Origin of the sequence: Mesorhizobium sp. WSM4935 (genome assembly GCF_029625735.1) — a bacterium.
Taxonomy (GTDB): Bacteria; Pseudomonadota; Alphaproteobacteria; order Rhizobiales; family Rhizobiaceae; genus Mesorhizobium.
Genome location: NZ_JARTVR010000002.1, coordinates 170,673 through 195,471, shown reverse-complemented (window position 1 = coordinate 195,471; position 24,799 = coordinate 170,673). Strand labels below are relative to the sequence as shown.

The window sequence follows — 24,799 nt, the reverse complement described above, 5'->3', positions numbered from 1 at the left end:
TCGGAGGCGAGTTTCAAGCGCCTTCGACGACCGAAAAGCCTTCGAATTGCGGGTGGCCGAGATAGTGCACCTTCGAGGTGCCGGCGTTGCGATGGGCGTCGCGGAAATTTTCCGACTTCGTCCAGGCGACGAAATCCTCCTGGCTTGCCCAGACCGTATGCGAGGCAAACAGCGTATAGCCTTCGGTCTCATTGACCGGGCCGCGCAGCAGGTGGAACTCCCTGAAGCCTTTCATTTCGGAGAGGCTGGACTCACGGTTTTTCCAGACATCCTCGAAGGCTTCTTCCGAGCCGTTCTGGACCTTGAAGCGGTTCATGGCGATGTACATTGGTTTCCTTTCATGGCGATGCTGATGGCTGACGCCGTGTGTCGTCGCGTCTATCTAAAATGGGCCGATATCGATCTCGAACTCGAAACTGGGGCTTACGGCCTGTGGCGGGATTGGAGGGAAGGGAGCCGCCTTGCGCACGATACCGAGCGCGGCCTTGTCGAAAACCTCCGATCCTGAGCTTTCGAGGATGCGCAACTCGTCTATGTTGCCCTTCCTGCCTACGACGAATGAGACTACCGCATTGTTACGCGCTGCCAGCTGCAAAGAAGGCGGGAGAGTTCGATTGACCTTGCCGAGTTTTGCAAAGACATCGCCGCGATAGCTGTCTTCTGCAGAGGTGCCGACTTCGTTCTCCTTCTTGCCCTTGCTCGTCGTTGGCTTGGCCCGGTCTTCGCCATCCGCGGCGCCGCTCTTTTCAGCCGTTAGCGGGTTGGCGGTCGCCGGCCTGGCGGCGGGGACCGGCGGCTGTGCCGGCGTCGGCGGATGACTAACGCTTTCCTGCTGTTGAGCGGGGGTGGGCTCGGGCGGTTTCGTGTCCGGCGCTACGCTGTCGGAGTCGTTCCGAGGCGCGTCGGCGACGAGTATGTCCGGATCGACCGGAGGCTTGCTGGGCTCGGCTCGTGTTTTCGCGGCTTCGACCGGCGGCGTCTTTTCGACCGGCGGCGCCGTTTCGGCTGGCGGCGCCGCTTTCGCCGGTGGCCGAGGAGGCGGCACCAAGGCGACGTTGATCGACTGCTGTTCAGGATTCAGCGCGCTGCCGGCAACATTGGCGCCGGATCGATCGCTGCCTTGCGCCTGCGTCGGATCCTGCGGATCCGACTTTGCCGACGGCGACATAAGCAAGGCTGCCGCCACCGCGCCGTGAACCAGGCATGAGGCGGCGACCGCGATCGTCCACTTGCCATGTTCGCCACGCGGGCGTGGTCCGGCCAACCCCTCGCCGGGAGCGGCCGCCAAAACGCTGTCGGTGTCGGGAATGTCGCTGGTGTCTTGCATGGCGCGGGCCGGAAGCTGCCGCGACAAGCGGGAAAATGTCAAATCAAGATCGGTTGCCGCGAGCGGCGCCGAACCAATGCCGGGCAAGGGCCGGAATACGGCGTCGTGCGCGAGTGCCGGCTCCATCCCCATGGCCGTTTCAGACGCCGAAGGCGATGCTGGTCCTGGTCGCGGTCTTCAACACGCGCATGCAGGCCGCCGGCTCGACGCCGGTGCCGGCGCATTCGGTCGCGCTGTTGATCAGCACGCGGCTGAGCTTGCCGCAGTCGGCGCCGGCGAGGTCGAAGCGCGTGACCTTGGTCTTGCCGGCCGGCAGGTCCTTGAAATCGAGCACGGTGAGGCGATCGACGACGCCGGCCTCGTTGAACAGCGCGATCTCGAAAGCCGCCTTCGACAGGTCGGCGCCGAGCGCGTTGTTGACGACGAAGGTCAGCCGGCAGCCTTTTTCCGACGGCTGTGCGGCGTTGAGCTCGAGGCTGAGGGCCGGAGCGGGCGCGGACTGGGCCCACGCCGGCGCCGCTGCAAGCGACATCGCGAATGTCGAGCTCAGCAGACGAAAGGATGCCATCAAGCGTTTCATGTCTCGCTCAGCCTCCAAAGCGCATGGTTGCCGCGAGCTTCAGCGTGACGCCGGGTTCGTAGAGGACGGCGGTCGTGCTTCCGTTGAGCGGGTTGGTGTATTTGACGTCGAACAGATTGTCGGCGCGGAAGTCGAGCTTGAGATTGTCCGTCGCCTGGTAGCTGGCGAAGGCGTTGACCAGCGTGAAATCCTTGGCCACCGGATTGCCCTTGGGCTTGCCGTTATATTGTACCTCGCCGCCGACGGTCAGCTTGTCCTCGAGGAAGCGCAGGCCGAGCTGGGCCGTCACCTGCGAGGAGGGGATGGTGGCGAGGTCTGCGCGCTCGCCTTCATAGGAGATGGTGTGGCCGTTGATGATGGAGGCCGACAACCCGGCATAGCCCCAGCCGGCGTCGTAAACGCTTTCCAGCTCGAAGCCGTTGATCTTGGCCTTGGCGAAGTTCTGGTACTGGAAGCAGATCGGAATGCCTGGACCGAACGGGCAGCCACTGGTCGGGTCGAAGGGCGAGAGCGTCACGCCGTCGATATAGTCGTCGACATTGTTATGGAAGTAGGCGGCCTTGAGCCGCAGCGCGTCGCCGCCCTCAATGATGTCGTTCTGCTTGTAATTGACGCCGAACTCGACGGTCTTGCCGGTCTCGGGCTTGAGGTTCGGATTGGGCAGGAAGGGGAAGCTGACGCCGGCCGGATGGTTGCCGCTGATCAGCGTCTCGGTCAGCGAGGGCGAGCGGTAGCCTTCCGCATAGGTGCGTAGAATTCCAGGCCGGCCAGACCGGCGCTTTCAAAGGGCGAGACGCCGACGGTGATGCGCGGCGAAACCCTGTCGCCGGAGGTCTCGTTCGTGTCGTCCTTCAGGCTGTAATTGTCATAGCGCAGGCCGCCAATGATCTCCAACCATTCCCAGGTCAGCTTGTCCTGGATGTAGGCGCCGGAGACGTTGCGCTTGCCCGACGGCGTGTAGAAGCTGTCGCCGCCGGCGCTGCCGCCGGTATCGACGTCGTCGCCGACCCAGTCGCCGCCATAGGTCAGTTCATGCGCAACGCTCGCCGTCTCGAAGCGCGACGTGTTCCAGATGTCGAAGCCGGTGGTGCCGACATCGAAGGTCGACAGCGAGCCGGGCGGCAGCACCACGGGCAGGCCGGTGGTCGGATCGAAGCGGTTCTGCGCGGTAAGCGTCGTCAGGTCGAGATTGGTTCTGTTGTAGGACGCGTTGATGTGGAGGTCGAGCCAGCTCTTGGCGTCGTCGGAGATGTTGTAGCGGGCCGTAAAAGTGTTCGACTTCAAATCGACGTCGTTGGCCGGCACGGCGCCGCTGGTCTCCGTCCATCCATCACTGGAACCGACCCAACCTAATTTCAATTCGCTGTTCTCGGTCGGGCGTATGGTGGTCTTCAGTAGGCCGCTCAGCACGTCGAAGCCGGTGCCGGCAACGGTGTCGCCGCCGCCATTCTTGTAGTCGCCATAGTCGCGATAGACGATGTTGCCGAGAACATCCCAGTTGTCGTTGATCTTGTAGGCGCCGGTGGCGCTGCTGGTCCAACCCTTGCCGTTGCTCTCATAGCGTCCGGTCAGCGACCCGGCCCATGTCTCCTCCGGCCTGAGGACATCGGCGGCGTCCTTGGTCTCGAAGAAGACGACGCCGCCGATGGCGCCGGAACCATAGGTGTTGGCGGTCGGGCCACGGATGACGTCGACCGACTTGATGAGCTCGGGATCGACATAGAAGGTCGATTGCGTGCCGTGGTCCGAGCGCTGGAAGTCCTGCCTTGCGCCGTCGACGATGACCGCGACGCGGCCGAAATCCTGCAGGCCGCGGATGTTGATGCTCGAAGAGACGCGCCGCGCGTCGGCCTGGACGGTGACGCCGGGCACGCCGAGCAGCATTTCGTTCGGCGTGGTCGCCATGCGGCGGTCGAGCTGCTCCTGATCGACATGGCTGGCCGAGGCCAGCGACTGGATCGCCGTTTCGCCGGTGCGGCTGATGACGAGGATCTTGTCGAGCAGGGTTCCTTCGGCCGCGGCCTTCTCGTCAGCCTTCTTTTTCTGATCGGCCTGCTGCTGGTTGGCAGCCGGCTGCGCGGCTTGCTGCGCTTGCGCGGCGGGCGCGCTGAGCGCGATCGCCGCCGCTCCGGCCATCAATGCGGCGATCGCCTTTGCAATCGATCGGAAGCCCAGACCCGCGCCATCGTCAGCCAGGCCCATCCGTCCCCAAGTCACCAACCCCATGCCCCAACTCCAGATTTTCAGGCTCGTAGCTGGCTGGCCGGTGGCTCGCTCGCATTTTTGATCACGTCCGGCGTCTTAAATGTTGACTCATTTAGTCCCGTAATGCACTGACTAGTAAACATGATTATTCGAGTCAAGAATTGAATCGGCATTTATGAGGCTGCGCCATGGTGGCTGTCAGAGGAAAGGGACCGACCCGATGAACACGCACAATCCCAATGATTTCCGCTATCGCGTCCGCCGTCCGGAAGACACGCAGATGCGTTACGAACGGGTGCCGTTGGCGGTGAGGACGCTCTCCAGCAACACGCTGTTCCAGGGCGAGCACGAGATCGGCATCGAGCATCATGGCGCGCTTTACCGCCTGAAGATCACCCGCCAGGGCAAGCTGATCCTCAACAAGTGACCGCGATCGGCGGGGGACAGACGAACGTCAGGCTAGAGGTGAGCGACATGGACCAGCGCGTTAAGCCGTCGCCGGAGGAAGTCCGGCGGGCGCGGGAAGAAAATCCGAAAATGCGGGAGCGCGATCTCTCGGCGCAATTGGGCATCTCGGAAGCGGAACTGGTCGCCGCGCATTGCGGCTTCGGCGCTGTCCGCGTCGAGCCGCGCGTCAACGATCTTTTGACCGGCCTCGAGGCGGTTGGCGAAGTGATGGCGCTGACGCGCAACGAAAGCGCCGTGCATGAAAAGATCGGCGTCTACGACAAGGTCGTGACCGGCAACCATAATGCCATGGTGCTTGGCGAAAACATCGATCTGCGCATCTTCCCGAAAGTCTGGGCGCATGGCTTTGCCGTCGAGAAACGCGACGGCGGCGAGATCCGCCGCAGCCTGCAGTTCTTCGACGCGGCGGGCGAGGCGGTGCACAAGGTGCATCTGAAGCCCGCATCCAACCTCTATGCCTACCAGAAACTGGTGGCCAGTCTCGAATCGTCGAACCAGGAACCGACCGTCGCGATCTTCCCAAGCGCGGCGGAAGGGGAGAGCGAGGCACCGGGTTCGGTTGCCTCGATCGACGATCTGCGCGACCGCTGGAGCCGGCTCACCGACGTGCATCAGTTCTTCGGCATGCTGAAGACGCTGAAGCTCAGCCGCCGCGAGGCGGTGCGCATGGTCGGCCAGGACTATGCGTGGCTGCTCGACAATGACGCGGTGAGCGCCATGTTCCACCACGCGGCGGCAGGCGAAATGGCGATCATGTGCTTCGTGGGCAACCGCGGCTGCATCCAGATCCATTCCGGCCCGATCAAGTCCGTCAAGCCGATGGGTCCGTGGATCAACGTGCTCGACGAGACTTTCCATCTGCATCTGAGGACCGACCACATCCATGAGGTCTGGGCGGTGCGCAAGCCCACCAAGGACGGCCATGTCACCTCGCTGGAGGCCTATGACGCCAATGGCGGCATGATCATCCAGTTCTTCGGCAAGCGTCATGAAGGTGAGAGCGAGCGCGAGGACTGGCGTTTTCTCGCCGAGAACCTGCCCCGCATTCCCAGCCCTACCGCTGCATAAGGTAACACCCAATGCGCTTTGTTCCCAGTTTCTGCGCGGCGCTCGCGCCGATGTTCGGTGTCTTGCTGGCTTTCGCGGCGCTGCCGGCCGGCGCCGAGGAAGGGAAAGCCGTCTTTTCGGACGCTTCGCGAATTGTCTCGATTGGCGGCTCGATCACCGAGATCGTCTATGCGCTCGGCGAGGAGGGGCATCTCGTCGCCCGCGATTCGACGAGCTCCTATCCGGAAGAAGCGCAGAAGTTGCCGGATGTCGGTTATATGCGCGCGCTGTCGCCGGAGGGTGTCCTGTCGGTCAATCCCACCGGAATCCTGGCGCTGCATGACAGCGGCCCGAAGGAAGCGGTCGACGTGCTGAAGAAGTCGAGCGTGGCTTTTATCGAGGTGCCGGACCATTACAATCACGAAGGCATCCTCGAAAAGATCCGAATCGTCGGCAAGGCGCTGGGGGTCGAGGCCAAGGCGGAGAAGCTGGCGGCGGAGACGGACGCGAAGCTGACGGCGGCCGAAAAAAAGACGGCCTCGATCAAGGATCGCAAGCGCGTGCTGTTCGTGCTGTCGACGCAAGGCGGCAAGATCCTTGCCGCGGGCAGCGACACGGCGGCCGACGGCATCATCAAGCTTGCCGGCGCGGTCAACGCGGTCGAAGGCTTCTCCGGCCACAAGTCGATGACAGACGAGGCGATCGTCAGCGCCAAGCCGGATGTCGTCCTGACGATGAAGGGCGGCGGACCGCCGATCTCGGAAGAGGAGCTGTTCGCCAACCCTGCCGTCGCTTCGACGCCGGCGGGCACGAACCGCAAGATGATCAGCATGTGGGGCGGCTATCTGCTCGGCTTCAGCCCGCGGACGGCGGAGGCAATCCACGATCTTGCGGTCGAGCTCTATGGCAACCAGGTCGCGGACTGAGCGGCGATGGCCGAACAGTCGATAGCAGGCGCGCCGAGCGGGGCGATGGCAGCCGACGGCGACCGCTCGGCGCGCGCAAGGTTCGTCATCGCGCTTTTGTGCCTGGCGCTCGTGCTCAGCGTGTTCCTGTCGCTGACGGCGGGCGCTTCCGACGCGTCCGCCGTTCGCGTCATCCGCGACTGGTTCATGGGCGCGCTGCCGGCCGACGCGGCGCTTGCGGCGCGCGACCAGCTGATCGTCTATGACATCCGCATGCCGCGCGTGCTGCTCGGCGTGCTGATCGGTGCCGCGCTCGCCGTTTGCGGCGCGGTGATGCAGGGCCTGTTCCGCAACCCGCTTGCCGATCCCGGCCTGATCGGCGTCTCGGCCGGCTCCAGCCTCGGCGCGGTGGCGATCATCGTGCTCGGCGCCACATGGCTTGCGCCCGTCACGCTGGCGCTCGGCACGTTCGCGCTGCCGCTCGCGGCATTCTCCGGCGGGCTGGCAGTGACGTTGCTGCTCTACGCCATCGCCACGCGCCAGGGGCGGACGTCGGTCGCCACGATGCTGCTTGCAGGCATTGCCATCAGCGCGCTTGCCATGGCGCTCACCGGCGTCCTCATCTTCATGGCCGACGACCGGCAACTGCGCGACCTGACATTCTGGCAGCTCGGCTCGCTTGCCGGCGCGACATGGCCGAAGATCGGCACCGTGGGGCCGGTGATCGTGGCGGCGCTGTCGGCGATGCCGTTCCTGTCGCGCGGCCTCAACGCGCTGGCGCTGGGCGAAGCGACCGCCGGTCATCTCGGCATACCTGTGCAGCGGCTGAAATACACGGCTATCGTCGGCGTGTCGGCGGCGGTCGGCGCTTCGGTCGCTGTCAGCGGCGGCATCGGCTTCATCGGCATCGTCGTGCCGCATGTCCTGCGGCTCGCGATCGGACCGGACAACCGCTATTTGCTGCCGGCCTCGGCCCTGCTAGGCGCCTCGCTGCTTCTCATCGCGGACGCGGTTGCCCGCATCATCGTCGCGCCGGCTGAGTTGCCGATCGGCATCGTCACGGCGGTCGCCGGAGCGCCGTTCTTCCTGTGGATCCTGCTGCGCAAGCGCGGCGTAGTCGATTTGTGAGGTCGCGATGATCGAAGCGCACGACATCTCGGTGGCGATCGGCGGCAAGCGCATCGTGTCGCATGTCGATTTCGCGGCGCGGCCGGGTGAGGTTTCGGCCATCGTTGGACCGAACGGGTCCGGCAAGACGACGCTGCTTAAGGCGTTGACCGGCGAGCTTGCCTATACCGGCACCGTCACGCTCAACGGCCGCGACCTGTCGGTGATGACGCCGGTGGAGGCAGCCACGCTGCGGGCGGTACTGCCGCAAGCCACAACGCTGGCCTTTCCCTTCACAGTGCGCGAGATCGTGCGGCTCGGCCTGATCGGTGGGCGCTCCGGTGTGCTGTCGGGCGAAGATGCGCGCCTGCCCGAGCGGGCGCTGGCGCGGGTGGATCTCGACGGCTTTGCCGGTCGCTTTTACCAGGAACTTTCCGGCGGTGAGCAGCAGCGCGTGCAGCTTGCCCGCGTGCTCTGCCAGGTGTGGGCGCCGGTACTCGAAGGGCGGCCGCGCTATCTCTTCCTCGACGAGCCGGTCTCCAGCCTTGATGTGAAACACCAGCTTATCATCATGGACATCGCGCGCGATTTCGCCCGGCGCGGCGGCGGCGTGGTGGCGATCCTGCACGACCTCAACTTGACGGCCATGTATGCCGACCGGCTTTTCGTGCTTTCACGTGGCCAACTGGCCGCAGCCGGCGCGCCGGCGGACGTGCTCAAGGACGAGCTGATCGAAAAGGTGTTCGACTGCCGGCTCAAGGTCGGCGCATTGCCTGCGGGAAGCGTGCCGTTCGTGCTGCCGCAATCGGCCGCCTAGGCCGCCGGAGCGCGCTGTTCCAACAGGTCAATGCCGAGCAGGCTGCGCACATTCGGCCGCGCCGCGATCAGATCGGCGATCGTGTAGCGGGAAAGCACGGCGAAGAAGGCGTTGAGCGCCTCGCGCAGCGCCGAATTCAGGGCGCAGCTGTCGACCAGCGGGCATTCGGCGGCATCATTTTCGAAGCACTCCGCCATGGCGAAGCTCTCTTCGGTGACGCGCACGACATCGAACAGGCTGATCTGCTCGGCCGGACGACCAAGCCTGACGCCGCCATTCCTGCCGCGCACGGTCTCGACAAGGCCGGCCTCGACCAGCGGCTGCAGGATCTTGAACAGGAACAGTTCGGATACCGAATAGGCGGCGGCGATCTCGGGGATGCGGCTCAGCCTGTCGGTATTTGCGGCGCAATACATCAGGATGCGCATCGCATAATTGGTCTGGCGCGTGAGCCGCATGGTATCCTCATGGAAATATTAGCTTGAGCCGAATATGGCCCATAGTTTGGAACAATTCCAGACTGGAGCGGTATATAGCTGAACAATCGTGTCAACTTTTTGTGCGTGCCGGTGCGTATGGCGGCCCGGGATGCCTCCCAAGCTTCGAGCAAGCGTTTTGGCGGCGCAGCCACTAGATAGAGGCGGGTGCAAACAGGAAACGGCTTTTCCATGTCACAATCAGCTCCGGCCCTCGCGCCGGTTCGATTCGACGCCGACGCGCAGGCGAAGCTCGCGGCATTGCGGCGGACCAAATTCATCGCCGCCGCGGCGCTTGCGCTGTGCGTCCTGGTCTTTGCGCTCGCCAAGTCCTTCGAGGGCAGCTATCCGTGGCTCGGTTTCGTCGCCGCCTTCGCCGAGGCGGCGACCATCGGCGGCATCGCCGATTGGTATGCCGTGGTGGCGCTGTTCCGGCGGCCGCTCGGACTGCCGATCCCGCATACTGCGATCATTCCGGAGAACCAGCACCGCATCGCCGACAATCTCGGCCGCTTCATCGAGGCCAATTTCCTGGCGCCGGAGCCGGTGCGCGCAAAGCTCGCCGAGGTCGACTTCGCCGCTCTGGTCGCCGACTGGCTGGCCGATGCCGAGCGCGCCGCCGACCTGTCGCGATTCGTCGCCCGGCTGGTGCCGCAGACACTGACCGCGGTGGAGCAATCCGGCCTGCGCGACTTCGTCACCAGCCGCATGCTGGAGCAGATCGACAAAGTGCCGCTGGCGCCGGTTGCGGCGGATCTTTTGTCGGCGCTGACCGACGACCGCCGGCACCAGAAGCTGTTCGACGAGTTCACCAGGGTCGTGGGACGTTTCCTCAACGACGAGCAGGCGCTGGCGACGATGCGGGAAAAGATCCGCGAGGAATTGCCGTCGCTGTTCAACCTGTTTCGGGCCGATGCCTATCTCCTGAAGAAGATCGTCGCTTCCGCAGGTTCGCTGCTCGATGAGGTGCGGGCCGATCCCGATCATCCGATGCGCGCCGAGTTCGACCATTTCGCGCTCGCTTTCATCGAGCGGCTCAGGACCTCGAAGCAATATGCAAGGCGTGCCGAGAAGCTGAAGCGCGATTTCCTCGGTCGTCCGGAGGTCAAAGCGCTGGCCGGCGATGCCTGGACGAGCCTGCGCCTGTTCATCGAGCAGGACGCCAATGCGCAGAATTCGACGATCCGCGAGCATCTCGCCAACATGTTCGTCGAGGTCGGCAGGCATCTGGCCGACGACGTCCAGATCAGGGCCGACATGAACCAGGGCTTTGTCGTGGCGCTGTCCTCGTTCGTGGAAAGCCAGAAGAGCGGCGTGTCGACATTCATCGCCGACCAGGTCAAGCGCTGGGACCTGGCGCAGCTGACGCGGCTCATCGAGACGAATATCGGCAGGGACCTGCAATATATCCGTTTCAACGGCATGATCATCGGCGGGCTCGCCGGCCTGGCGCTTTATACGGCGGAGCGGCTGTTTCTCGTCAATTGACGCTGGCCTAGCGCACACTATTCTCCCTGGAGCGCAGCAACCGGGAGGCAGGGCATGGCAAGACAACCGGAATCGGACTCGTTCCTCGACATGTTCAGCAGGTTCGGCCGCGACCTCAAGCTGCCGAATGTCGACGTCCAGGCGATCTTGGATCACCATCGCAAGAACCTCGAAGCGCTGGAAAAGTCAGCGAGGGCAAGCGCGGCCGGCGCCTCCTCGGTGCTGGCGAGGCAGCATGAGATGGTGCAGAATGCCCTGCATGAGATCACGCGGATGGCGCAGAACTACCAGACGCCCGGCAATCCGCAGGAGCTGATGAGCAAGCAGGCGGAATTTGCCCGCAGATCGTTCGAGACGACGCTGAAGAATGCCAGCGAAGTGGCTGACCTTGTGCGCAAATCCAGCACCGAATCGATTGAGATCCTGCGTGACCGGATCAGGGACGCGATGGCGGAAATCCGCGCCGGCTACGAAAAGAAATAGGCTTACCTGGCGGTTTCGAGCCCATCATCGACCCAATGCAACCGGCGCGGGCGCCTGAGCGTTTTCGGCCTGTCCTAAAAAGCATCAACTCTACCGGCGAAAATCGCGGGGCGGCGAATTGACAGAGGCCGCGGCTTCATGGTCGGGAGACAGGCAAACTGATGGGAAAGCCGGAATGACGGAAACACGGCCGAGAATGCCGCCGACCTTCGAACAGCTGCGCACGATGTCCGGCCAGGAACTCGGCGTGTCCGACTGGACGACCGTCGACCAGCACCGCATCGACCAATTCGCCGAGTGCACCGGCGACCATCAGTGGATCCATGTCGATCCCGAAAGGGCGAAACGGCAGAGCCCGTTCCGCACCACGATCGCGCATGGCTACCTGACCTTGTCGATCATCGGCGCTCTTGCGCTGGAGATGGGCATCGTGCCGGAAAACACGCAGGCCGCCTTCAATTACGGCTTCGACAAGGTGCGCTTCCTGGCGCCGGTCAAGGCCGGCGCGCGCATAAGGCTGCGCACCACGCTGCTTTCCATGGAGGATCTCGGCCCCGGCCAGTATCTGATGAAGGCGGCCAACACGGTCGAGATCGAAGGCGAGCAGAAGCCGGCGCTGACAGCCGAAACGCTGGTGATGATGTACGAGCGCCGCAAGCGGGCAGGGGCTTAAGGTCTGCCGGCCTGCGATGCACCTTTCCGGCGCGATGCCGCCACTGCACTCTCAAGCACCGTGAAAATACGTTCGTCGGCGCACTGAGCCACGTTGAAGCGCATGAAGCGGCCGGCGGTATGCGACAGGCTGAACGCATTGCCGGGCGCCAGCACGACATTGTCCGACAGCGCATGGCGCGCGACATCGGCGGCGTCGATACCGTCGGGCAGGCGGCACCAGAGGAACATGCCGGCAGCCTGATCGATCCAGGGCGTGATGCCCATCGCCTTCAGCCTGCCGGCGGTCTCGGCCATGGTGCGCGACAGGCGAACGCGCAACTGCTCGACATGCTTGCGGTAGCTGCCGTCCTTCAACAGGGTCAGCACCAGTTCGGCGGACAGCCGCGCGCCGCCGAATGTCGTGGCGATCTTGAGGTCGGTCAGGCCTTCCATCCAGTCGGCTGGTGCCGCGATGAAGCCGCAGCGTACCGAGGCCGACAGCGTCTTCGAGAAGGAACCGATCTGGACGACGCGCTGCAGCCCGTCAAAGGCCGCGAGCCTCGGGGCAGGGCTGTGTTCGAAGTCGGCGAAGATATCGTCCTCCACGATGGTAAGGTCCGCCTCGTCGGCGAGCTTGAGCAGCCGGTGCGCAGTGACCGGTGACAGGATCGCGCCGGTCGGGTTGTGGATGCCGGAATTGGTGATGTAGAGGCGCGGCCGGTGCTCGGCGAGCGCCTCGGCGAAGCGCTCGATGTCCGGCCCCGAAGGCGTGTAAGGCACGCCGACCACCTTGGCCTGATGGGCGCGCAACAGCGCATGGAAGTTGAAATAGCAGGGATCGTCGACCAGCACCGCATCTCCGGGCTCGATCAGGAAACGGCACAGAAGGTCGATGGCCTGGGTGCCGCAATCGGTCAGCATGATCTGGTCCGGCGAGACCTCGACGCCATGCTCGGCCATGCGCCGCGCCAGCAATTGGCGCAGCGGGGGCAGGCCGAGCGGCGTGCCGTAATCGGCAAGCGCGACATCGTCGGCGCGGGCCGCAGTGCGCAGCGCCCGGCGCAAGGCGGCCTGCGGCATCCAGGAAGCCGGCAGCCAACCGCAGCCGGGCTTCAGCATCTCCTCGCCGGCCTCGAGCGATTGCCGCGACACCCAGAGCGGGTCGACGGCGCGGTCGAGCCGAGGACCGATCTCGGCCAGCGACAATGGCGCAAGCTGGCCGGCGGCGTAGAAACCCGAGCCCGGGCGCGAACGGATCGTGCCTTCCGCCGCGAGGCGCTCATAGGCCTCGACCACGGTCGATTTCGAAACCTGCATGGATTTGGCCATGGCCCGTATCGACGGCAGGCGGGCTCCAGGCGTCAGCGTGCGCGCGGCGATGCGCTGGCGGATTGCCGCCATGACGGTTTCGACGAGGGTGGCGCCACCACTGGCATTTGGGCCCGATACGTCCATCTGTACTTCCCTGCGGACCATTACAGTTTTGTAGAATTGTACCCCATTGTCTCTGGTAACGCCATGACCTGCCTCGTACGGAAGCGCAAACGGAGCAGATTATGGAAAAGAGTTTCGACGGCTGGCTCAGCGGCTTCATCGGGGTGCTGATCTTCAGCGGGTCTCTGCCGGCAACCCGGGTGGCGGTGATGGATTTCGACCCGACCTTCCTGACGGCGGCCAGGGCGGCGATCGCCGGTCTGCTCGGGATTGCGATGCTGCTGCTGTTCCGCGAAAAGCGTCCGGAGCGCAGCGACCTGATCTCGCTCGTCGTCGTTGCGCTGGGGGTCGTGGTCGGCTTCCCGTTGCTGACGGCGCTGGCGCTGAAGCATGTCACCTCGGCGCATTCCATCATCTTCGTCGGCCTGCTGCCGCTGGCGACCGCTATCTTCGGCGTGCTGCGCGGCGGCGACCGTCCCCGTCCGGCCTTCTGGTTGTTCTCGTGCCTGGGAAGTGCTCTGGTCGCTGGCTTTGCCCTGGCGCAAGGCGTGACCGCCTCGCCGGTCGGCGACGGCCTGATGCTCGGCGCCATCATCGTCTGCGGGCTGGGCTACGCCGAAGGCGCCAAGCTGTCGCGCAAGCTCGGCGGCTGGCAGGTGATCTGCTGGGCCCTGGCGCTGTCGCTGCCGGTGATGCTGGCGTTGAGCTTCGCGACGCTGCCGCCATCCTTCGCGGCCATCGGTTCGAGCGCCTGGATCGGTCTTGCCTATGTCTCGCTGTTCAGCATGCTGATCGGCTTCGTGTTCTGGTATCGCGGGCTCGCTCAAGGCGGAATCGCCGCCGTCGGGCAGTTGCAGCTGCTGCAGCCTTTCTTCGGCCTTGCGCTCGCGGCGAGCCTGCTGCACGAAAAGGTCAGCCCAATGATGGTGGTCGTTACGCTCGGCGTGGTGGCCTGCGTGTTCGGAGCGAAGAAGTTTGCGCGGTAGGGGTACAGCTGTGGCCGAGCTTACTGAAGCGGCTTGCCTATGTAAGCTAAACGGGGGCACCCGGAGGTATCCACGGCTTTCTCGCGTTCCTCGTAACGCTTCACGAATTTGCGTCCCGTCCACTCGAAGTCCTGACGCACGCACACGGGATTTCGGAAGGTTCCGCCCAGGCAACCCTCATTAACCGGCTTCCCACGTAGTATTCCAAATCCAGCTGGTAGCCCCCGGGAATCCAAAAGAGCTGACCCGTGCGCAAATCAATCATGCGCGCGGCGACGCAAGCGTTGCCGCAATTGACCAGAACAACGGAAAAGTGGCCGGCGAAATCGGCGCCGCGTTTCATTGCTTCGCGAATGTCCGATTTAGCAGCCTGCGCCCAGGAATCATTAGGGTGAATTTGGGTGTTCTTCGCAGCCTTCCTTTGAAAAATTTTCGCTGGAAAATCCTCGAATCGCAAAGTGGAGTCCTTTGCCCCGGACGTCGAGGCGCCTTGATTCGGCACTTGCGCCGCATCGGCAACTCCACTGCTTTGCGTCCAGGCACTGGGCGTAGGCCACAGCAACAAAAGACAGAGCAGGAAAAACCTCATTTCGGCCTCAGCCAAGAGCAGGGGCGATTGCATTCGAGCAAATCTACTTAAGATTGTAGAGGCCTTGCAGCGGTTGTAAAGCGATCGCGCAAAAAATCGTCGAATGGTTTTCAGAATTTCGTCACCACTCCGATGCCAATGCCCTCGAAGCCGCCCATCGCCATCAGGGCGGCAGGCGCCTCCTCGAGGCTGATCCTTTTGCCGACCAGCAATTCGGGCTTCAGCTTGCCGGTGCGGATCATCTCCATCATCGCGGAGTAGCGGTAGGCCTGCATGCCGTGGCTGCCGAGGATTTCGAGCTCGAAGGCAATCACTTTGTCCATCGGCACTTGCGGGCGGGCATGCTCGCCCAGCATCAGCCCGACCTGAACATGGCGGCCGCGCCGGCGCAGGTTCGAGATCGAGTTGAAGGACGTGGTCGGATGTCCGAGCGCGTCCATCGACATATGCGCCCCGCCATCGGTGATCTGCTTGACCGCCTTGACGACATTCGGCGTCGTCGAGGCGTTGATCGTCGCCACCGCGCCGATCTTCTTGGCGAATTCCAGCTTCTCGTCCGTGAGGTCGATGGCAATCACATTGGCGCCCATGGCGCTGGCGATCATGATCGCCGACAGGCCGACGCCGCCGCAGCCATGCACCGCCACCCATTCGCCGGGCGTCACCCGGCCCTGGTCGACGATGGCGCGGAAGGAGGTGACGAAGCGGCAGCCGAGGCTGGCGGCGGTGGCGAATTCCATCTGTTCAGGCAGGCGCACGAGATTGGTGTCGGCGTGTTCGATGCCGACATATTCGGCGAAGGAGCCCCAGCCGGTGAAGCCGGGCTGCGTCTGGTGCTCGCAGACCTGGTGATTGCCCGAATTGCATTCGAAGCAGCGGCCACAGCCGACGGCGAAGGGAACCGTGACGCGATCGCCGGCCTTCCAGCGGCTGACCTGTTTGCCGGCGGCGACGACGATGCCGGCCAGCTCATGTCCGGGGACGTGTGGCAGTGTGATGCCGTCGTCATGACCCATCCAGCCGTGCCAGTCGCTGCGGCAAAGTCCTGTAGCCTCGACCTTGATGACGACACCATCAGCGGCCGGCTTCGGATCGGGTACGGTCTGGATGGTCGGCGTCTCGCCGAATTTCTCGAAGACGACGGCTTTCATCGGCAAACTCCCATGTTTTGAGGTGACGATAGCCGATTCCGCTGGCGGTCGACCGGAAATCGATTCTGCCAGCGATGGCGCTTGCATTCCGGGCGCTGACGCCAAGGTGCGCCGGTTAAGCCAGGCTACTCGGCATCGATCTGGTTCTGCGGCGCAGCTTTTTGGAACGCCGGCAGCGCCATGCAGGCGGCGTTGATGCGCGCAATCACCGGATAGGGCACCATGTCGACGCCGAAGCGAGCGTTGTTGGTGACCTGCGCGGCGAGGCAGATATCGGCGAGGCCAGGTACTTCGCCGTGGCAGAAGGTTCCGGTCTCGGGCGAGGAGGCGAGAATCTTTTCAAGCGGCTGGAAACCTTCGTTCACCCAATGCCGGAACCAGTTGACGACGTCCTGGTCGCCAGCGCCGAACAAGGTGCGCAGCGAGGTCAGCACGCGCAGATTGTTCACGGGGTGGATGTCGCAGGCAATCATCTGCGCCAGCATCCTGACGCGAGCCCGGCCCAGCGCGTCCTTCGGCAGCAGCGGTGGCTCGGGCTCAATCTCGTCGAGATATTCGATGATCGCCAGCGACTGCGTCAAAAGCCTGCCGCCGTCCAGTACCAGCGCGGGCACCAGGCCTTGCGGATTGACCGCGAGATAGGCGGGCTCCAGATGCTCGCCGTGGCGCAGATGATGCGGCACATAGGTGTAGTCCAGCCCCTTCATCGCCAGAGCGATCCGCACCCGGTAGGAGGTGGAGGAGCGGTAGTAGTTGTGGAGGACGAGTTCGCTCATCGCCTCGGCTGCCCGATGGTCACCTCGATTTCGCCGATGCCGTCGACGCCACCGGTGATCCTGTCGCCGGCCTGGACCGCACCGACGCCGGCCGGCGTGCCGGTGAAGATCAGGTCGCCTGGTTTCAGCTCAACCGCCTCGCTGCAGATCGAGACGATGTCGGCGATCGGCCAGATCAATTCGGCAAGGTTGCCGTCCTGTTTCACCGTGCCGTTGACGGCAAGCCAGATGCGGCCTTTCTCCGGATGTCCTGATTTTGCGGCCGGAACCAGCGGGCCGCAAGGCGCGGACTGGTCGAAGGCCTTCGACCAGTCCCAGGGACGCGCCGCATTCTTCGCCTGATCCTGCAGGTCGCGGCGGGTCAGGTCGACGCCGACGCCATAACCCCAGACATGGGCGAGCGCATCCGCGCGGGGCACATGAAGGCCTCCCTTGCCGATGGCGACGACCAGCTCGATCTCGTGATGCAGGTTCGAGGTCAGCGGCGGGTAGGGGATCTCGGCGCCGCTGTCGACAACCGCATCGGCCGGCTTGGTGAAGAAGAAGGGCGGGTCGCGCTCGTCATTGCCGAGCTCGCGCGCATGCGCCGCATAGTTGCGGCCGACGCAGAAGATGCGGCGCACGGCAAACCGTTCCGCCGAGCCTGCGACGGCAACCGAGGCGATCGGCGGCGGCGGGAGGACGAACTCTGGCATGGTTTTTCTCTGTGTTGACGTGAATCGTGCCCACCTTCCGCCGATTTTGCCGGGCGGGCAAGACTCGAGGTTCCCATACCTCGGCCTGTCTTTTCAGTGACAATGCGCTGGCCATTGGGCGTATACTATTTGCCAATAATCTGGCCATGGTCACGGGACTATCCTGTGGCGGCCGAAACCGAACCGATGCCTGAACCCATGCAATGAGCTTCACCAGCGATCGCGCCCGCTTCCTGATCATCGACGACCACCCGCTGTTTCGCGAGGCGCTGCACAGCGCGGTGCAGATGGCCTATCCGGACGTCGACACAGTCGAGGCGCGCTCGATCACGGAAGCGATCGAGCTCCTTGCCGACGCCAAGCCGTTCGACCTCGCGCTGCTCGATCTGAGCATGCCCGACGTGCATGGCTTCGAGGGGCTGTTGCAGCTGAGGACCCGCTATCCGCGGCTGCCGGTGGTGATCGTTTCGGGCTATGAGGAACCGAAGATCATCTCCGAAGCGCTGTCCTATGGCGCGGCCGGCTTCATCCCGAAATCGGCCAGGAAGAGCGACCTCGCCGCAGCCATCCGCTCGGTGATGGACGGCGCCGTCTATGTGCCGGAAAATTACGAGGGCCAGCCGCCCGACCCCGACAGCACCGACCGCGCCGACATGGTGCAGCGCCTGGCGAGGCTCACGCCGCAGCAGCTAAGGGTCCTTCAGATGCTGCGCCAGGGTATGCTGAACAAGCAGATCGCCTATGAGCTGCAGGTGGGCGAGACCACCGTGAAAGCGCATGTTTCGGAGATTTTGCGGAAGCTCAATGTGTACAGCCGCACCCAAGCGGTGATCGAGGTGTCGAAGCTGGACAATGCGGAGCTGTTTCGGGATCAGGCGGGGTTTTGAGGCAGTATTTCTAAGCCAACAAATGCGCCAGCAGCGCGCGTAGCTGCGCCGGTTTCAGCGGTTTGCGCATCAGCTCTATACCGGCGGCGCGGGCGGCCTTGGCGACGAGCTCGGAGCCGTCGGCGGTGACGATCAGCGCCGGCACGGGCCGGCCGAGATATGCGCGCACTTCGGCGATTGTCGAGGTGCCGAGGTCGCCGCCGTCGAGATGCTGGTCGGCGATGACGATGTCGGGAACCCAGTCGGTGTCGCCGAGTAGGTCGAGCGTATCATCGGTCGAAGTGGCGGCGCGCACCTGGCATTGCCAGCGCTCGAGCAGCGAGGTCATGGCACTTAGCACGTCGGCGTCGTTTTCGACTAAAAGCACCTTGGTGCCGAACAGGCCGTAGCCGCGCGGGCGGTCCATGTCGGCGACGGCCGCCACCGGTTCGGCTGCCATGCCGACCGGCACGTCGATGTGGAAGATGGTGCCGCGCCCGACCTTCGAGGAAAAGGTCACCGGGTGGCCGAGCGCGGCGGCCATGCGGCGCACGATGGCAAGGCCGAGGCCAAGGCCGCCGGCGAGCCCTGCATCGGCAAGCGTAGCGGTGCCGCGGTGGAACTCCTCGAACACCGCCTCGCGCTGGTCCTCGGCAATACCGCAGCCGGTGTCGGCGACGTCGATGCGGATGGTATCGCCGCGATGCCTGGTGCCGACCAGCACGCCGCCGGAGCGGGTGTAGCGCAGGGCGTTGGAGAGGATGTTCTGCAGGATGCGCCTGAGCAGCGTGCGGTCGGTCCGCACGACGACATTGACCGGGCGGAATTTCAGCGACAGGCCTTTCTTCTCCGCCTCGGGCAAAAAGTCCGAGCGCAGTGAGGAAAACAGTGTCTCCAGGCTGACGTCGCCGATTTCAGGCTGCACCACGCCGGCGTCGAGCTTGGAGATGTCGAGCAGGGTGCGCAAGAGGTCTTCCATCGTCTCCAGCGAGCGCTCGACCTGGCGCACCAGCTTGCGGCCTTCCTCGCTGGTCTGAACCTCGGCCAGCGCCGAGACCGACAGATGCGCGGCGTTGAGCGGCTGCAGCACGTCGTGGCTAGCAGCGGCGAGGAACCTGGTCTTGGAAAGGTTCGCCAGCTCGGCCGTTTCCTTGGCGGCGACGAGGTCGATGTTCGATTGTTCGAGCCTGCGCAGCGTGGCGTGCAATTCCTCGGTGCGGTTGCGCACCCGGTTTTCCAACGAAATGGCGGTCTGAAACAGCGAGAAGGCGTTGCCCTGCTGGTCCATCGAGCGCTCGACGCGGCTGACCAGCGCCGCGTTGATCTTCTTCAGCCTTTCAAGATCGTCGATGTCGCGAAGCGGCATCTCGTTCACTCGGCTGCCTGGCGCTCGCCGAAGGCGATGCCGGTAAAGGTCTGGTTGAGATGCATGGAGCGATACTGCTCGCCATAGGTGCCGAAACCGATGACCTTGTTGGTCCGGTACAGCTCGGAAATGTCGCGGAAGACCTGGCGGTTGCGCGCATCGAGCCGTCGCAGGACGCAATCGAAGCCAAGGACCATGTCGATGCCGCCGAGCTTGCGCTCGACGTCGTGGAGGGCGGCGCGCGTCGCTTCCACCATGTTCTTCGGCTGGGCGATAGACAAAACGACGCCGTCGTCGATAGCGCAGAAGAAGGACAGCGAGCCGTCGGCATGCATGCGCTGGATCGAGCGGCAGTAATATTCGCCGCCGACCTTCACCACGACGGGGTGGGAGGCGAAGCTCAAGGGCGTCAGCGTGCGCGGCACGATGCCGACGGAAGCGGCATATTCCTCCGCCGCATTGGTGGCGTTGAATTCGCGCACGATGCGATAGTCCGGGTCGGACGCCGTCACCACCAGCTTCTCGTCGGTCGGAATGAAATTGTCGGTCTTGAAGACGTGGAAAGGGATCTCGGTCGCGACCAGCACGATGATGGCGCTGTCGGACGTGACCTTGCCGTTCGAGATCAGGCTGGTCGTCTCGAATTTCAGGTCGTCGCCCGCCGAGCCGCCGATCAGCGGAATGTCATCCAACCCCCAGTGGATGGCCGATGTCACCGCTTCCTCGGCATAGGAAAGCCCGTCGATAAAGCAGAGGGCAAAGACGCTCTTCGCCCGCTCCCGGCCGGCGCGGGATTGCAGCAGGCGCCTGAGCTCCAGGACCTCGCCGGTAATCCCGTCCATGCCGGAGGAGGAGAGGTTCTCGACCATGGTGCTGACGGTCGAAAACGACGCCGACGGCAAAAGCAGGGCAATAGCATGCCCTTCCTCCAATCCCTGCGGCGTGATTTCGCCAGCGGTCGAGCAGCCAGCATAGGCGAGCGATGGCGCGTGGATCTTCAGCGCTTGCGCGAGCGCCGCCGCGTCGACCAGGCTTTGGGAGAAGAACAGAAGCGCGAAGCCGGCATCGACGATTGCCGCTTCGGCCGCGATGGCCCGGGCAAAGGCATTTGGGTCGGGCTCATCCGTGGTGAGCGCCGAAAGGCCCGATGCATAGCGTGTGCTCGAACTGGCCAGCTGCCTCCTCCGCAATTTCCTCCAGCGCTGGCTTATGCGTGTCTTTTATATCGGGCACGAGCGCGTCGAAAGCATCTTTGCCTTCAATCCCGGTTTTGGCAATGGGCCGGTCGCTGGGGCGCGTGATGCCTTTGCTATGACCGAAAGTACAATGCAACCGCCGCTGGCAGCGCTGTTTTGCGCATTGTACGGTGCGCGAACCCACTGCCGAAGCACAAGCGCGGCATTCGGCAATGACCAAGGTTGATACCCAGGGAGGTTGCATGTCGGACGTGTCGTTCACTGTGAATGGGAGGCGGGTCAGCGGGAGCGCCGAGGACCGAACGCTTCTGGTGCATTTCCTGCGGGAGCACCTTGGTCTCACCGGAACGCATGTCGGTTGTGATACGTCGCAATGCGGCGCCTGTGTCGTGCATGTTGACGGCAAGGCGGTGAAGTCCTGCACGATGCTCGCCGCGCAGGCCTCCGGCTCGACCATCGTCACCATCGAGGGACTGGCGGACGGAGCAGAGCTGCATCCGGTACAGGCCGCGTTCAAGGAGCATCACGGGCTGCAATGCGGCTTCTGCACGCCGGGTATGATCATGACGGCGACCGACATGATCGCGCGCCATCCGGAGGGCCTGGACGAGGCAATGGTGCGCGCCGAGCTCGAAGGCAACATCTGCCGCTGCACGGGCTACCACAACATCGTGAAGGCGATCCTCGCCGCATCGGAGACGATGGCGAAGGGCGCCAAGGGTAAGGCGAAGCAGGCAGCTTAAGGGAATAGGGGAGTAAGGCAGTAAGGGAGTAGGTGAAGGACACACCGATTTCCCTACTGCCTTACTCCCCTACTGCCCTACTCCCCTAAATTCCGGAGGAATTTCCCATGGGTATCGAAGGCGTCGGCGCCCGCGTGGCGCGCAAGGAAGACAAGAGGTTCATCACCGGCGGCGGCCGCTATGTCGACGACATGGTGGTTCCCGGCATGAAGCATGCCGTATTCGTGCGCAGTCCGCACGCGCATGCGCAGATCAAGAAGATCGATGTGAAGAAGGCTGAAGCGATGCCAGGCGTCGTCGGCGTGCTCACGGGCAAGGAGCTCAAGGCCGACGGCATCGGCAATCTGATCTGCGGCTGGATGATCCACTCCAAGGACGGAACGCCGATGAAGATGGGCGCGTGGTCGCCTTTGGCCGTCGATAAGGTGCGCTATGTCGGCGACGCGGTCGTCATCGTGGTCGCCGACACCAAGGGCCAGGCCCGCGACGCGGCGGAAGCGGTCGAGATCACCTACAAGGAACTGAAAGCCGTGGTCGATGCCACGAAGGCCATCCAACCCGGCGCGCCGCAGATCCATGCAGAGGCTGAGAACAATCTGATCTTCGATTGGGAGCTCGGCGACGCCAAGGCGACCGACGCGGCGATCAAGTCGGCGGCCCATGTCACGCGCATGAAGATCGTCAATAACCGGCTGGTCCCGAATGCGATGGAGCCGCGCGCGGCTCTCGGCCATTACGACAAGGCCGAGAATCACTATACCTGCTGGACGACGTCGCAGAACCCGCATGTCGCGCGGCTGGTGATGAGCGCCTTCTACAATGTCGCCCCGGAAAACAAGCTGCGCGTCATCGCGCCGGATGTCGGCGGCGGCTTCGGCTCCAAGATCTACATCTATCCGGAAGAGATCGTCTGCCTGTGGGCCTCGAAGAAGATCGGCGTGCCGGTCAAATGGGTCGCCGACCGCACCGAAAGCTTCCTGTCGGATGCACATGGCCGCGACCATGTCTCGACGGTGGAGATGGCCTTCGACAAGGACAACCGCATCACCGGCCTCAAGGTCGACACAATAGCCAATCTCGGCGCCTATATGTCGCTGTTCTCGTCCTGCGTGCCGACCTATCTCTACGCGACGCTCCTGTCGGGCCAGTATGATATCCCGGCGATCCACGCCAATGTGCGCGCTGTCTACACCAACACCGCGCCCGTGGATGCCTATCGCGGCGCAGGGCGGCCGGAGGCCACCTACGTGCTCGAGCGGATGATGGAGACCGCGGCGCGCGAACTCGGCGTGTCGCCGGCGGAACTCAGACGCCGCAACTTCATCACGTCCTTCCCGCATCAGACGCCGGTGATTATGACCTATGACGCGGGCGACTATAACGCATCGCTCGACGCCGCGATGAAGGCGGCCGACTATGCCGGTTTCGCCAGGCGCAAGGCCGAGGCCGCCAAGCAGGGCAAGCTGCGCGGCATCGGCATGAGCTGCTACATCGAGGCCTGCGGGCTGGCGCCGTCATCGGCGGTCGGCTCGCTCGGCGCCGGCGTCGGTCTTTGGGAATCGGCGGAGGTGCGCGTCAATGCCGTGGGCACGATCGAGGTGCTTACCGGCTCGCACAGCCATGGCCAGGGCCATGAGACGACCTTTGCGCAACTGGTCACCCAGCGCTTCGGCGTGCCGATCGACTCCGTCTCGATCGTGCATGGCGACACCGACAAGGTGCAGATGGGCATGGGCACTTACGGTTCGCGTTCCGGCGCCGTCGGCATGTCGGCCATCGTCAAGGCGCTCGACAAGGTCGAGGCCAAGGCCAAGAAGATCGCCGCGCACCTGCTCGAAGCGGACGAGGGCGATATCGTCATCGAGAATGGAGAGGTCAAGGTCGCGGGCACCGACAAGAGCCTGCCCTGGTTCCAGGTCGCGCTTGCCTCCTATACCGCCCACAATTTGCCCGCCGGCATGGAGCCGGGCTTGAAGGAGACGGCCTTCTACGATCCGTCCAACTTCACCTTCCCGGCCGGCTGCTACATCTGCGAGGTCGAGATCGACCCGGAGACCGGGCTGACGGAAATCATCCAGTTCGTCGCGGCCGACGATTTCGGCAACATCATCAATCCGATGATCGTCGAAGGGCAGGTGCATGGCGGCATCGCCCAAGGCGTCGGCCAGGCGCTGCTGGAAGGCGCGCATTACGACCGCAACGGGCAACTGCTGACGGCGAGCTACATGGATTACACCATGCCGCGCGCGGGCGATCTGCCGTCCTTCAAGGTCTCGACCTCGAACACCCCATGCCCGGGCAATCCGCTCGGCGTCAAAGGCTGCGGTGAGGCCGGCGCCATCGGTTCGCCGCCGGCGGTCATCAACGCCATCACCGATGCGCTCGGCGTCGTCGATATTCCCATGCCGGCGTCGCCCGCGACGGTGTGGGCAACTATCCGTGCGACGAAATGAGTGAGTAGAGGGTAGTGAGTAGTGAATAGGGAACCGCGCCATCTCCGGCAGCGGATCTACTGACTACTGGCTACTCACTACTGCCTAACCACTTTAGGGAGGATCCCATGTACTCAGTCAACTATCACCGCGCCACCTCCGTCGCCGACGCCGCCAAGCTGCTGAAGAACGGCGACGCCAAGCTGCTCTCCGGCGGCATGACGCTGATCCCGGCGATGAAGACGCGGCTCGCTGCGCCTTCGGACCTCGTCGATGTCTCGCGGCTGAAGGAGCTGCAAGGCGTCAAGGTGTCCGGCAAGACGGTCACCATCGGCGCCGCGACGACGCATTACGACGTCTCCACCGACGAGAAGCTGAAGAAGGCCTGCCCGGCGCTTGCGCATATGGCATCGCTGATCGGCGATCCGGCCGTGCGCCACAAGGGCACGATCGGCGGCTCCATCGCCAACAACGATCCGGCGGCCGACTATCCGGCCGCGCTGCTGGCGCTGGGCGCGACGATCATCACCAACAAGCGCGAGATCGCGGCGGATAAATTCTTCAAGGGCCTGTTCGAGACGGCGCTGAAGGAAGGCGAGATCGTCACCGCGGTAAGCTTCACCGCTCCGGCCAAGGCGGCCTACCAGAAATTCCGCAACCCGGCTTCGCGTTACGCCATCGTCGGCGTGTTCGTGACCAAGGGCAAGGACGGGGTGAGGGCGGCGGTGACCGGCGCAGGCGAGGACGGCGTTTTCCGCTCCAGGGAAATCGAGGCGGCGCTGGCGAAGAATTTCGATGCCGCTGCGCTCGGCGGCCTCAAAGTGCCGGCAAAGGGGCTTATGAGCGATATCCATGCCTCCGCCGACTATCGCGCCAATCTGATCGCGGTGATGGCCAAGCGCGCCGTGGCCGCGGCCAATGCCTGAACGGCGGCGCCATGGATCAAAGAAGGGCCGCCTCGGCCCCTCTTTCTTTGCCATAATAAAGATTTGACCAGAAAGCCGGTCA

24 protein-coding genes and 1 pseudogene are annotated in these 24,799 nt (G+C 64.0%); 13 read left to right on the top strand and 12 right to left on the bottom strand.

The window, feature by feature from the left end:
- Nucleotides 1-13 precede the first annotated feature (13 nt).
- The 4 genes and pseudogenes from P9273_RS05230 to P9273_RS05215 form a co-directional block, all read right to left on the bottom strand.
- Complete coding sequence (locus tag P9273_RS05230; RefSeq protein WP_278047943.1) at nucleotides 14-328, bottom strand: antibiotic biosynthesis monooxygenase family protein; 315 nt, start codon at nucleotides 326-328, stop codon at nucleotides 14-16.
- Between the two features lie 54 nt (nucleotides 329-382).
- Nucleotides 383-1,327 carry an energy transducer TonB gene (locus tag P9273_RS05225; protein WP_278047942.1) on the bottom strand — a complete coding sequence of 315 codons (945 nt, stop codon included), beginning with the start codon at nucleotides 1,325-1,327 and terminating at the stop codon, nucleotides 383-385.
- A gap of 139 nt (nucleotides 1,328-1,466) precedes the next feature.
- Nucleotides 1,467-1,907, bottom strand: coding sequence for a hypothetical protein (locus tag P9273_RS05220; RefSeq protein ID WP_278047941.1), 441 nt, complete (start codon nucleotides 1,905-1,907; stop codon nucleotides 1,467-1,469).
- A 7-nt stretch (nucleotides 1,908-1,914) separates the two neighbouring features.
- Nucleotides 1,915-4,133, bottom strand: a pseudogene (locus P9273_RS05215) (TonB-dependent hemoglobin/transferrin/lactoferrin family receptor).
- A 199-nt stretch (nucleotides 4,134-4,332) separates the two neighbouring features.
- Here P9273_RS05215 and hemP point away from each other — a divergent pair.
- The 5 genes from hemP to P9273_RS05190 are packed head-to-tail and all read left to right on the top strand — an operon-like array spanning nucleotide 4,333 to nucleotide 8,456.
- Entirely contained in the window at nucleotides 4,333-4,539 is a 207-nt protein-coding gene (gene hemP, locus P9273_RS05210; RefSeq protein ID WP_040981784.1) for a hemin uptake protein HemP, read from the top strand.
- Nucleotides 4,540-4,586: 47 nt separating this feature from the next.
- Nucleotides 4,587-5,648: a hemin-degrading factor gene (locus tag P9273_RS05205; RefSeq protein ID WP_278047940.1), complete on the top strand. Its 1,062-nt coding sequence runs from the start codon at nucleotides 4,587-4,589 to the stop codon at nucleotides 5,646-5,648.
- Nucleotides 5,649-5,659: 11 nt separating this feature from the next.
- On the top strand, nucleotides 5,660-6,553 hold the full coding sequence (locus P9273_RS05200) for a heme/hemin ABC transporter substrate-binding protein (RefSeq protein WP_278047939.1): 894 nt from the start codon (nucleotides 5,660-5,662) through the stop codon (nucleotides 6,551-6,553).
- 6 nt (nucleotides 6,554-6,559) lie between these two features.
- The gene (locus P9273_RS05195) at nucleotides 6,560-7,660 is read left to right on the top strand and encodes a FecCD family ABC transporter permease (RefSeq protein ID WP_278047938.1); all 1,101 of its coding nucleotides are present in this window, start codon (nucleotides 6,560-6,562) and stop codon (nucleotides 7,658-7,660) included.
- Nucleotides 7,661-7,667: 7 nt separating this feature from the next.
- Complete coding sequence (locus P9273_RS05190; protein ID WP_278047937.1) at nucleotides 7,668-8,456, top strand: heme ABC transporter ATP-binding protein; 789 nt, start codon at nucleotides 7,668-7,670, stop codon at nucleotides 8,454-8,456.
- Here P9273_RS05190 and rirA read toward each other — a convergent pair.
- Complete coding sequence (gene rirA, locus P9273_RS05185) at nucleotides 8,453-8,914, bottom strand: iron-responsive transcriptional regulator RirA (RefSeq protein ID WP_041004061.1); 462 nt, start codon at nucleotides 8,912-8,914, stop codon at nucleotides 8,453-8,455. The genes P9273_RS05190 and rirA overlap by 4 nt on opposite strands.
- 210 nt (nucleotides 8,915-9,124) lie before the next feature.
- On the opposite strand from rirA, the gene P9273_RS05180 reads away from it, so the two are divergent.
- The 3 genes from P9273_RS05180 to P9273_RS05170 all read left to right on the top strand — a co-directional run bounded on the left by P9273_RS05180 (nucleotide 9,125) and on the right by P9273_RS05170 (nucleotide 11,576).
- Nucleotides 9,125-10,420, top strand: a complete 1,296-nt coding sequence (locus P9273_RS05180) for a DUF445 domain-containing protein (RefSeq protein WP_278047936.1) — start codon at nucleotides 9,125-9,127, stop codon at nucleotides 10,418-10,420.
- A gap of 54 nt (nucleotides 10,421-10,474) precedes the next feature.
- A complete protein-coding gene (locus P9273_RS05175; RefSeq protein WP_278047935.1) occupies nucleotides 10,475-10,903 on the top strand; it encodes a phasin family protein in 429 nt (142 codons plus the stop codon).
- 175 nt (nucleotides 10,904-11,078) lie between these two features.
- Nucleotides 11,079-11,576: a MaoC family dehydratase gene (locus tag P9273_RS05170; RefSeq protein WP_041004068.1), complete on the top strand. Its 498-nt coding sequence runs from the start codon at nucleotides 11,079-11,081 to the stop codon at nucleotides 11,574-11,576.
- On the opposite strand, the gene P9273_RS05165 is transcribed toward P9273_RS05170, so the two are convergent.
- On the bottom strand, nucleotides 11,573-13,012 hold the full coding sequence (locus P9273_RS05165) for an aminotransferase-like domain-containing protein (RefSeq protein WP_278047934.1): 1,440 nt from the start codon (nucleotides 13,010-13,012) through the stop codon (nucleotides 11,573-11,575). The genes P9273_RS05170 and P9273_RS05165 overlap by 4 nt on opposite strands.
- 101 nt (nucleotides 13,013-13,113) lie before the next feature.
- Here P9273_RS05165 and P9273_RS05160 point away from each other — a divergent pair, with 101 nt between their 5' ends.
- Entirely contained in the window at nucleotides 13,114-13,977 is an 864-nt protein-coding gene (locus P9273_RS05160; protein ID WP_278047933.1) for a DMT family transporter, read from the top strand.
- 100 nt (nucleotides 13,978-14,077) lie between these two features.
- Here the strand turns inward: P9273_RS05160 and P9273_RS05155 are convergent, their stop codons facing one another.
- The 4 genes from P9273_RS05155 to P9273_RS05140 all read right to left on the bottom strand — a co-directional run bounded on the left by P9273_RS05155 (nucleotide 14,078) and on the right by P9273_RS05140 (nucleotide 17,188).
- On the bottom strand, nucleotides 14,078-14,566 hold the full coding sequence (locus tag P9273_RS05155; protein ID WP_278047932.1) for a hypothetical protein: 489 nt from the start codon (nucleotides 14,564-14,566) through the stop codon (nucleotides 14,078-14,080).
- A 110-nt stretch (nucleotides 14,567-14,676) separates the two neighbouring features.
- Nucleotides 14,677-15,717 (bottom strand): zinc-dependent alcohol dehydrogenase family protein, encoded by a 1,041-nt coding sequence (locus tag P9273_RS05150; protein ID WP_278047931.1) that lies wholly within the window; start codon nucleotides 15,715-15,717, stop codon nucleotides 14,677-14,679.
- A gap of 125 nt (nucleotides 15,718-15,842) precedes the next feature.
- On the bottom strand, nucleotides 15,843-16,493 hold the full coding sequence (gene maiA / locus P9273_RS05145; RefSeq protein ID WP_278047930.1) for a maleylacetoacetate isomerase: 651 nt from the start codon (nucleotides 16,491-16,493) through the stop codon (nucleotides 15,843-15,845).
- Nucleotides 16,490-17,188 carry a fumarylacetoacetate hydrolase family protein gene (locus P9273_RS05140; RefSeq protein WP_278047929.1) on the bottom strand — a complete coding sequence of 233 codons (699 nt, stop codon included), beginning with the start codon at nucleotides 17,186-17,188 and terminating at the stop codon, nucleotides 16,490-16,492. The genes maiA and P9273_RS05140 overlap by 4 nt, the downstream gene beginning before the upstream one ends.
- A gap of 203 nt (nucleotides 17,189-17,391) precedes the next feature.
- Between P9273_RS05140 and P9273_RS05135 the strand changes: the two genes are divergently transcribed.
- Entirely contained in the window at nucleotides 17,392-18,075 is a 684-nt protein-coding gene (locus tag P9273_RS05135; RefSeq protein ID WP_278047928.1) for a response regulator, read from the top strand.
- A gap of 10 nt (nucleotides 18,076-18,085) precedes the next feature.
- Here P9273_RS05135 and P9273_RS05130 read toward each other — a convergent pair whose 3' ends face one another.
- Together P9273_RS05130 and P9273_RS05125 are read right to left on the bottom strand one after the other, a co-directional pair.
- On the bottom strand, nucleotides 18,086-19,420 hold the full coding sequence (locus tag P9273_RS05130; RefSeq protein ID WP_278047927.1) for an ATP-binding response regulator: 1,335 nt from the start codon (nucleotides 19,418-19,420) through the stop codon (nucleotides 18,086-18,088).
- A gap of 5 nt (nucleotides 19,421-19,425) precedes the next feature.
- On the bottom strand, nucleotides 19,426-20,610 hold the full coding sequence (locus P9273_RS05125) for an FIST N-terminal domain-containing protein (protein WP_278047926.1): 1,185 nt from the start codon (nucleotides 20,608-20,610) through the stop codon (nucleotides 19,426-19,428).
- A gap of 248 nt (nucleotides 20,611-20,858) precedes the next feature.
- Between P9273_RS05125 and P9273_RS05120 the strand changes: the two genes are divergently transcribed.
- The 3 genes from P9273_RS05120 to P9273_RS05110 all read left to right on the top strand — a co-directional run bounded on the left by P9273_RS05120 (nucleotide 20,859) and on the right by P9273_RS05110 (nucleotide 24,717).
- Nucleotides 20,859-21,359 carry a (2Fe-2S)-binding protein gene (locus P9273_RS05120; RefSeq protein WP_278047925.1) on the top strand — a complete coding sequence of 167 codons (501 nt, stop codon included), beginning with the start codon at nucleotides 20,859-20,861 and terminating at the stop codon, nucleotides 21,357-21,359.
- 107 nt (nucleotides 21,360-21,466) lie between these two features.
- Nucleotides 21,467-23,812 (top strand): xanthine dehydrogenase family protein molybdopterin-binding subunit, encoded by a 2,346-nt coding sequence (locus tag P9273_RS05115; RefSeq protein ID WP_278047924.1) that lies wholly within the window; start codon nucleotides 21,467-21,469, stop codon nucleotides 23,810-23,812.
- A gap of 107 nt (nucleotides 23,813-23,919) precedes the next feature.
- The gene (locus tag P9273_RS05110; protein WP_278047923.1) at nucleotides 23,920-24,717 is read left to right on the top strand and encodes an FAD binding domain-containing protein; all 798 of its coding nucleotides are present in this window, start codon (nucleotides 23,920-23,922) and stop codon (nucleotides 24,715-24,717) included.
- Nucleotides 24,718-24,799: the final 82 nt, after the last annotated feature.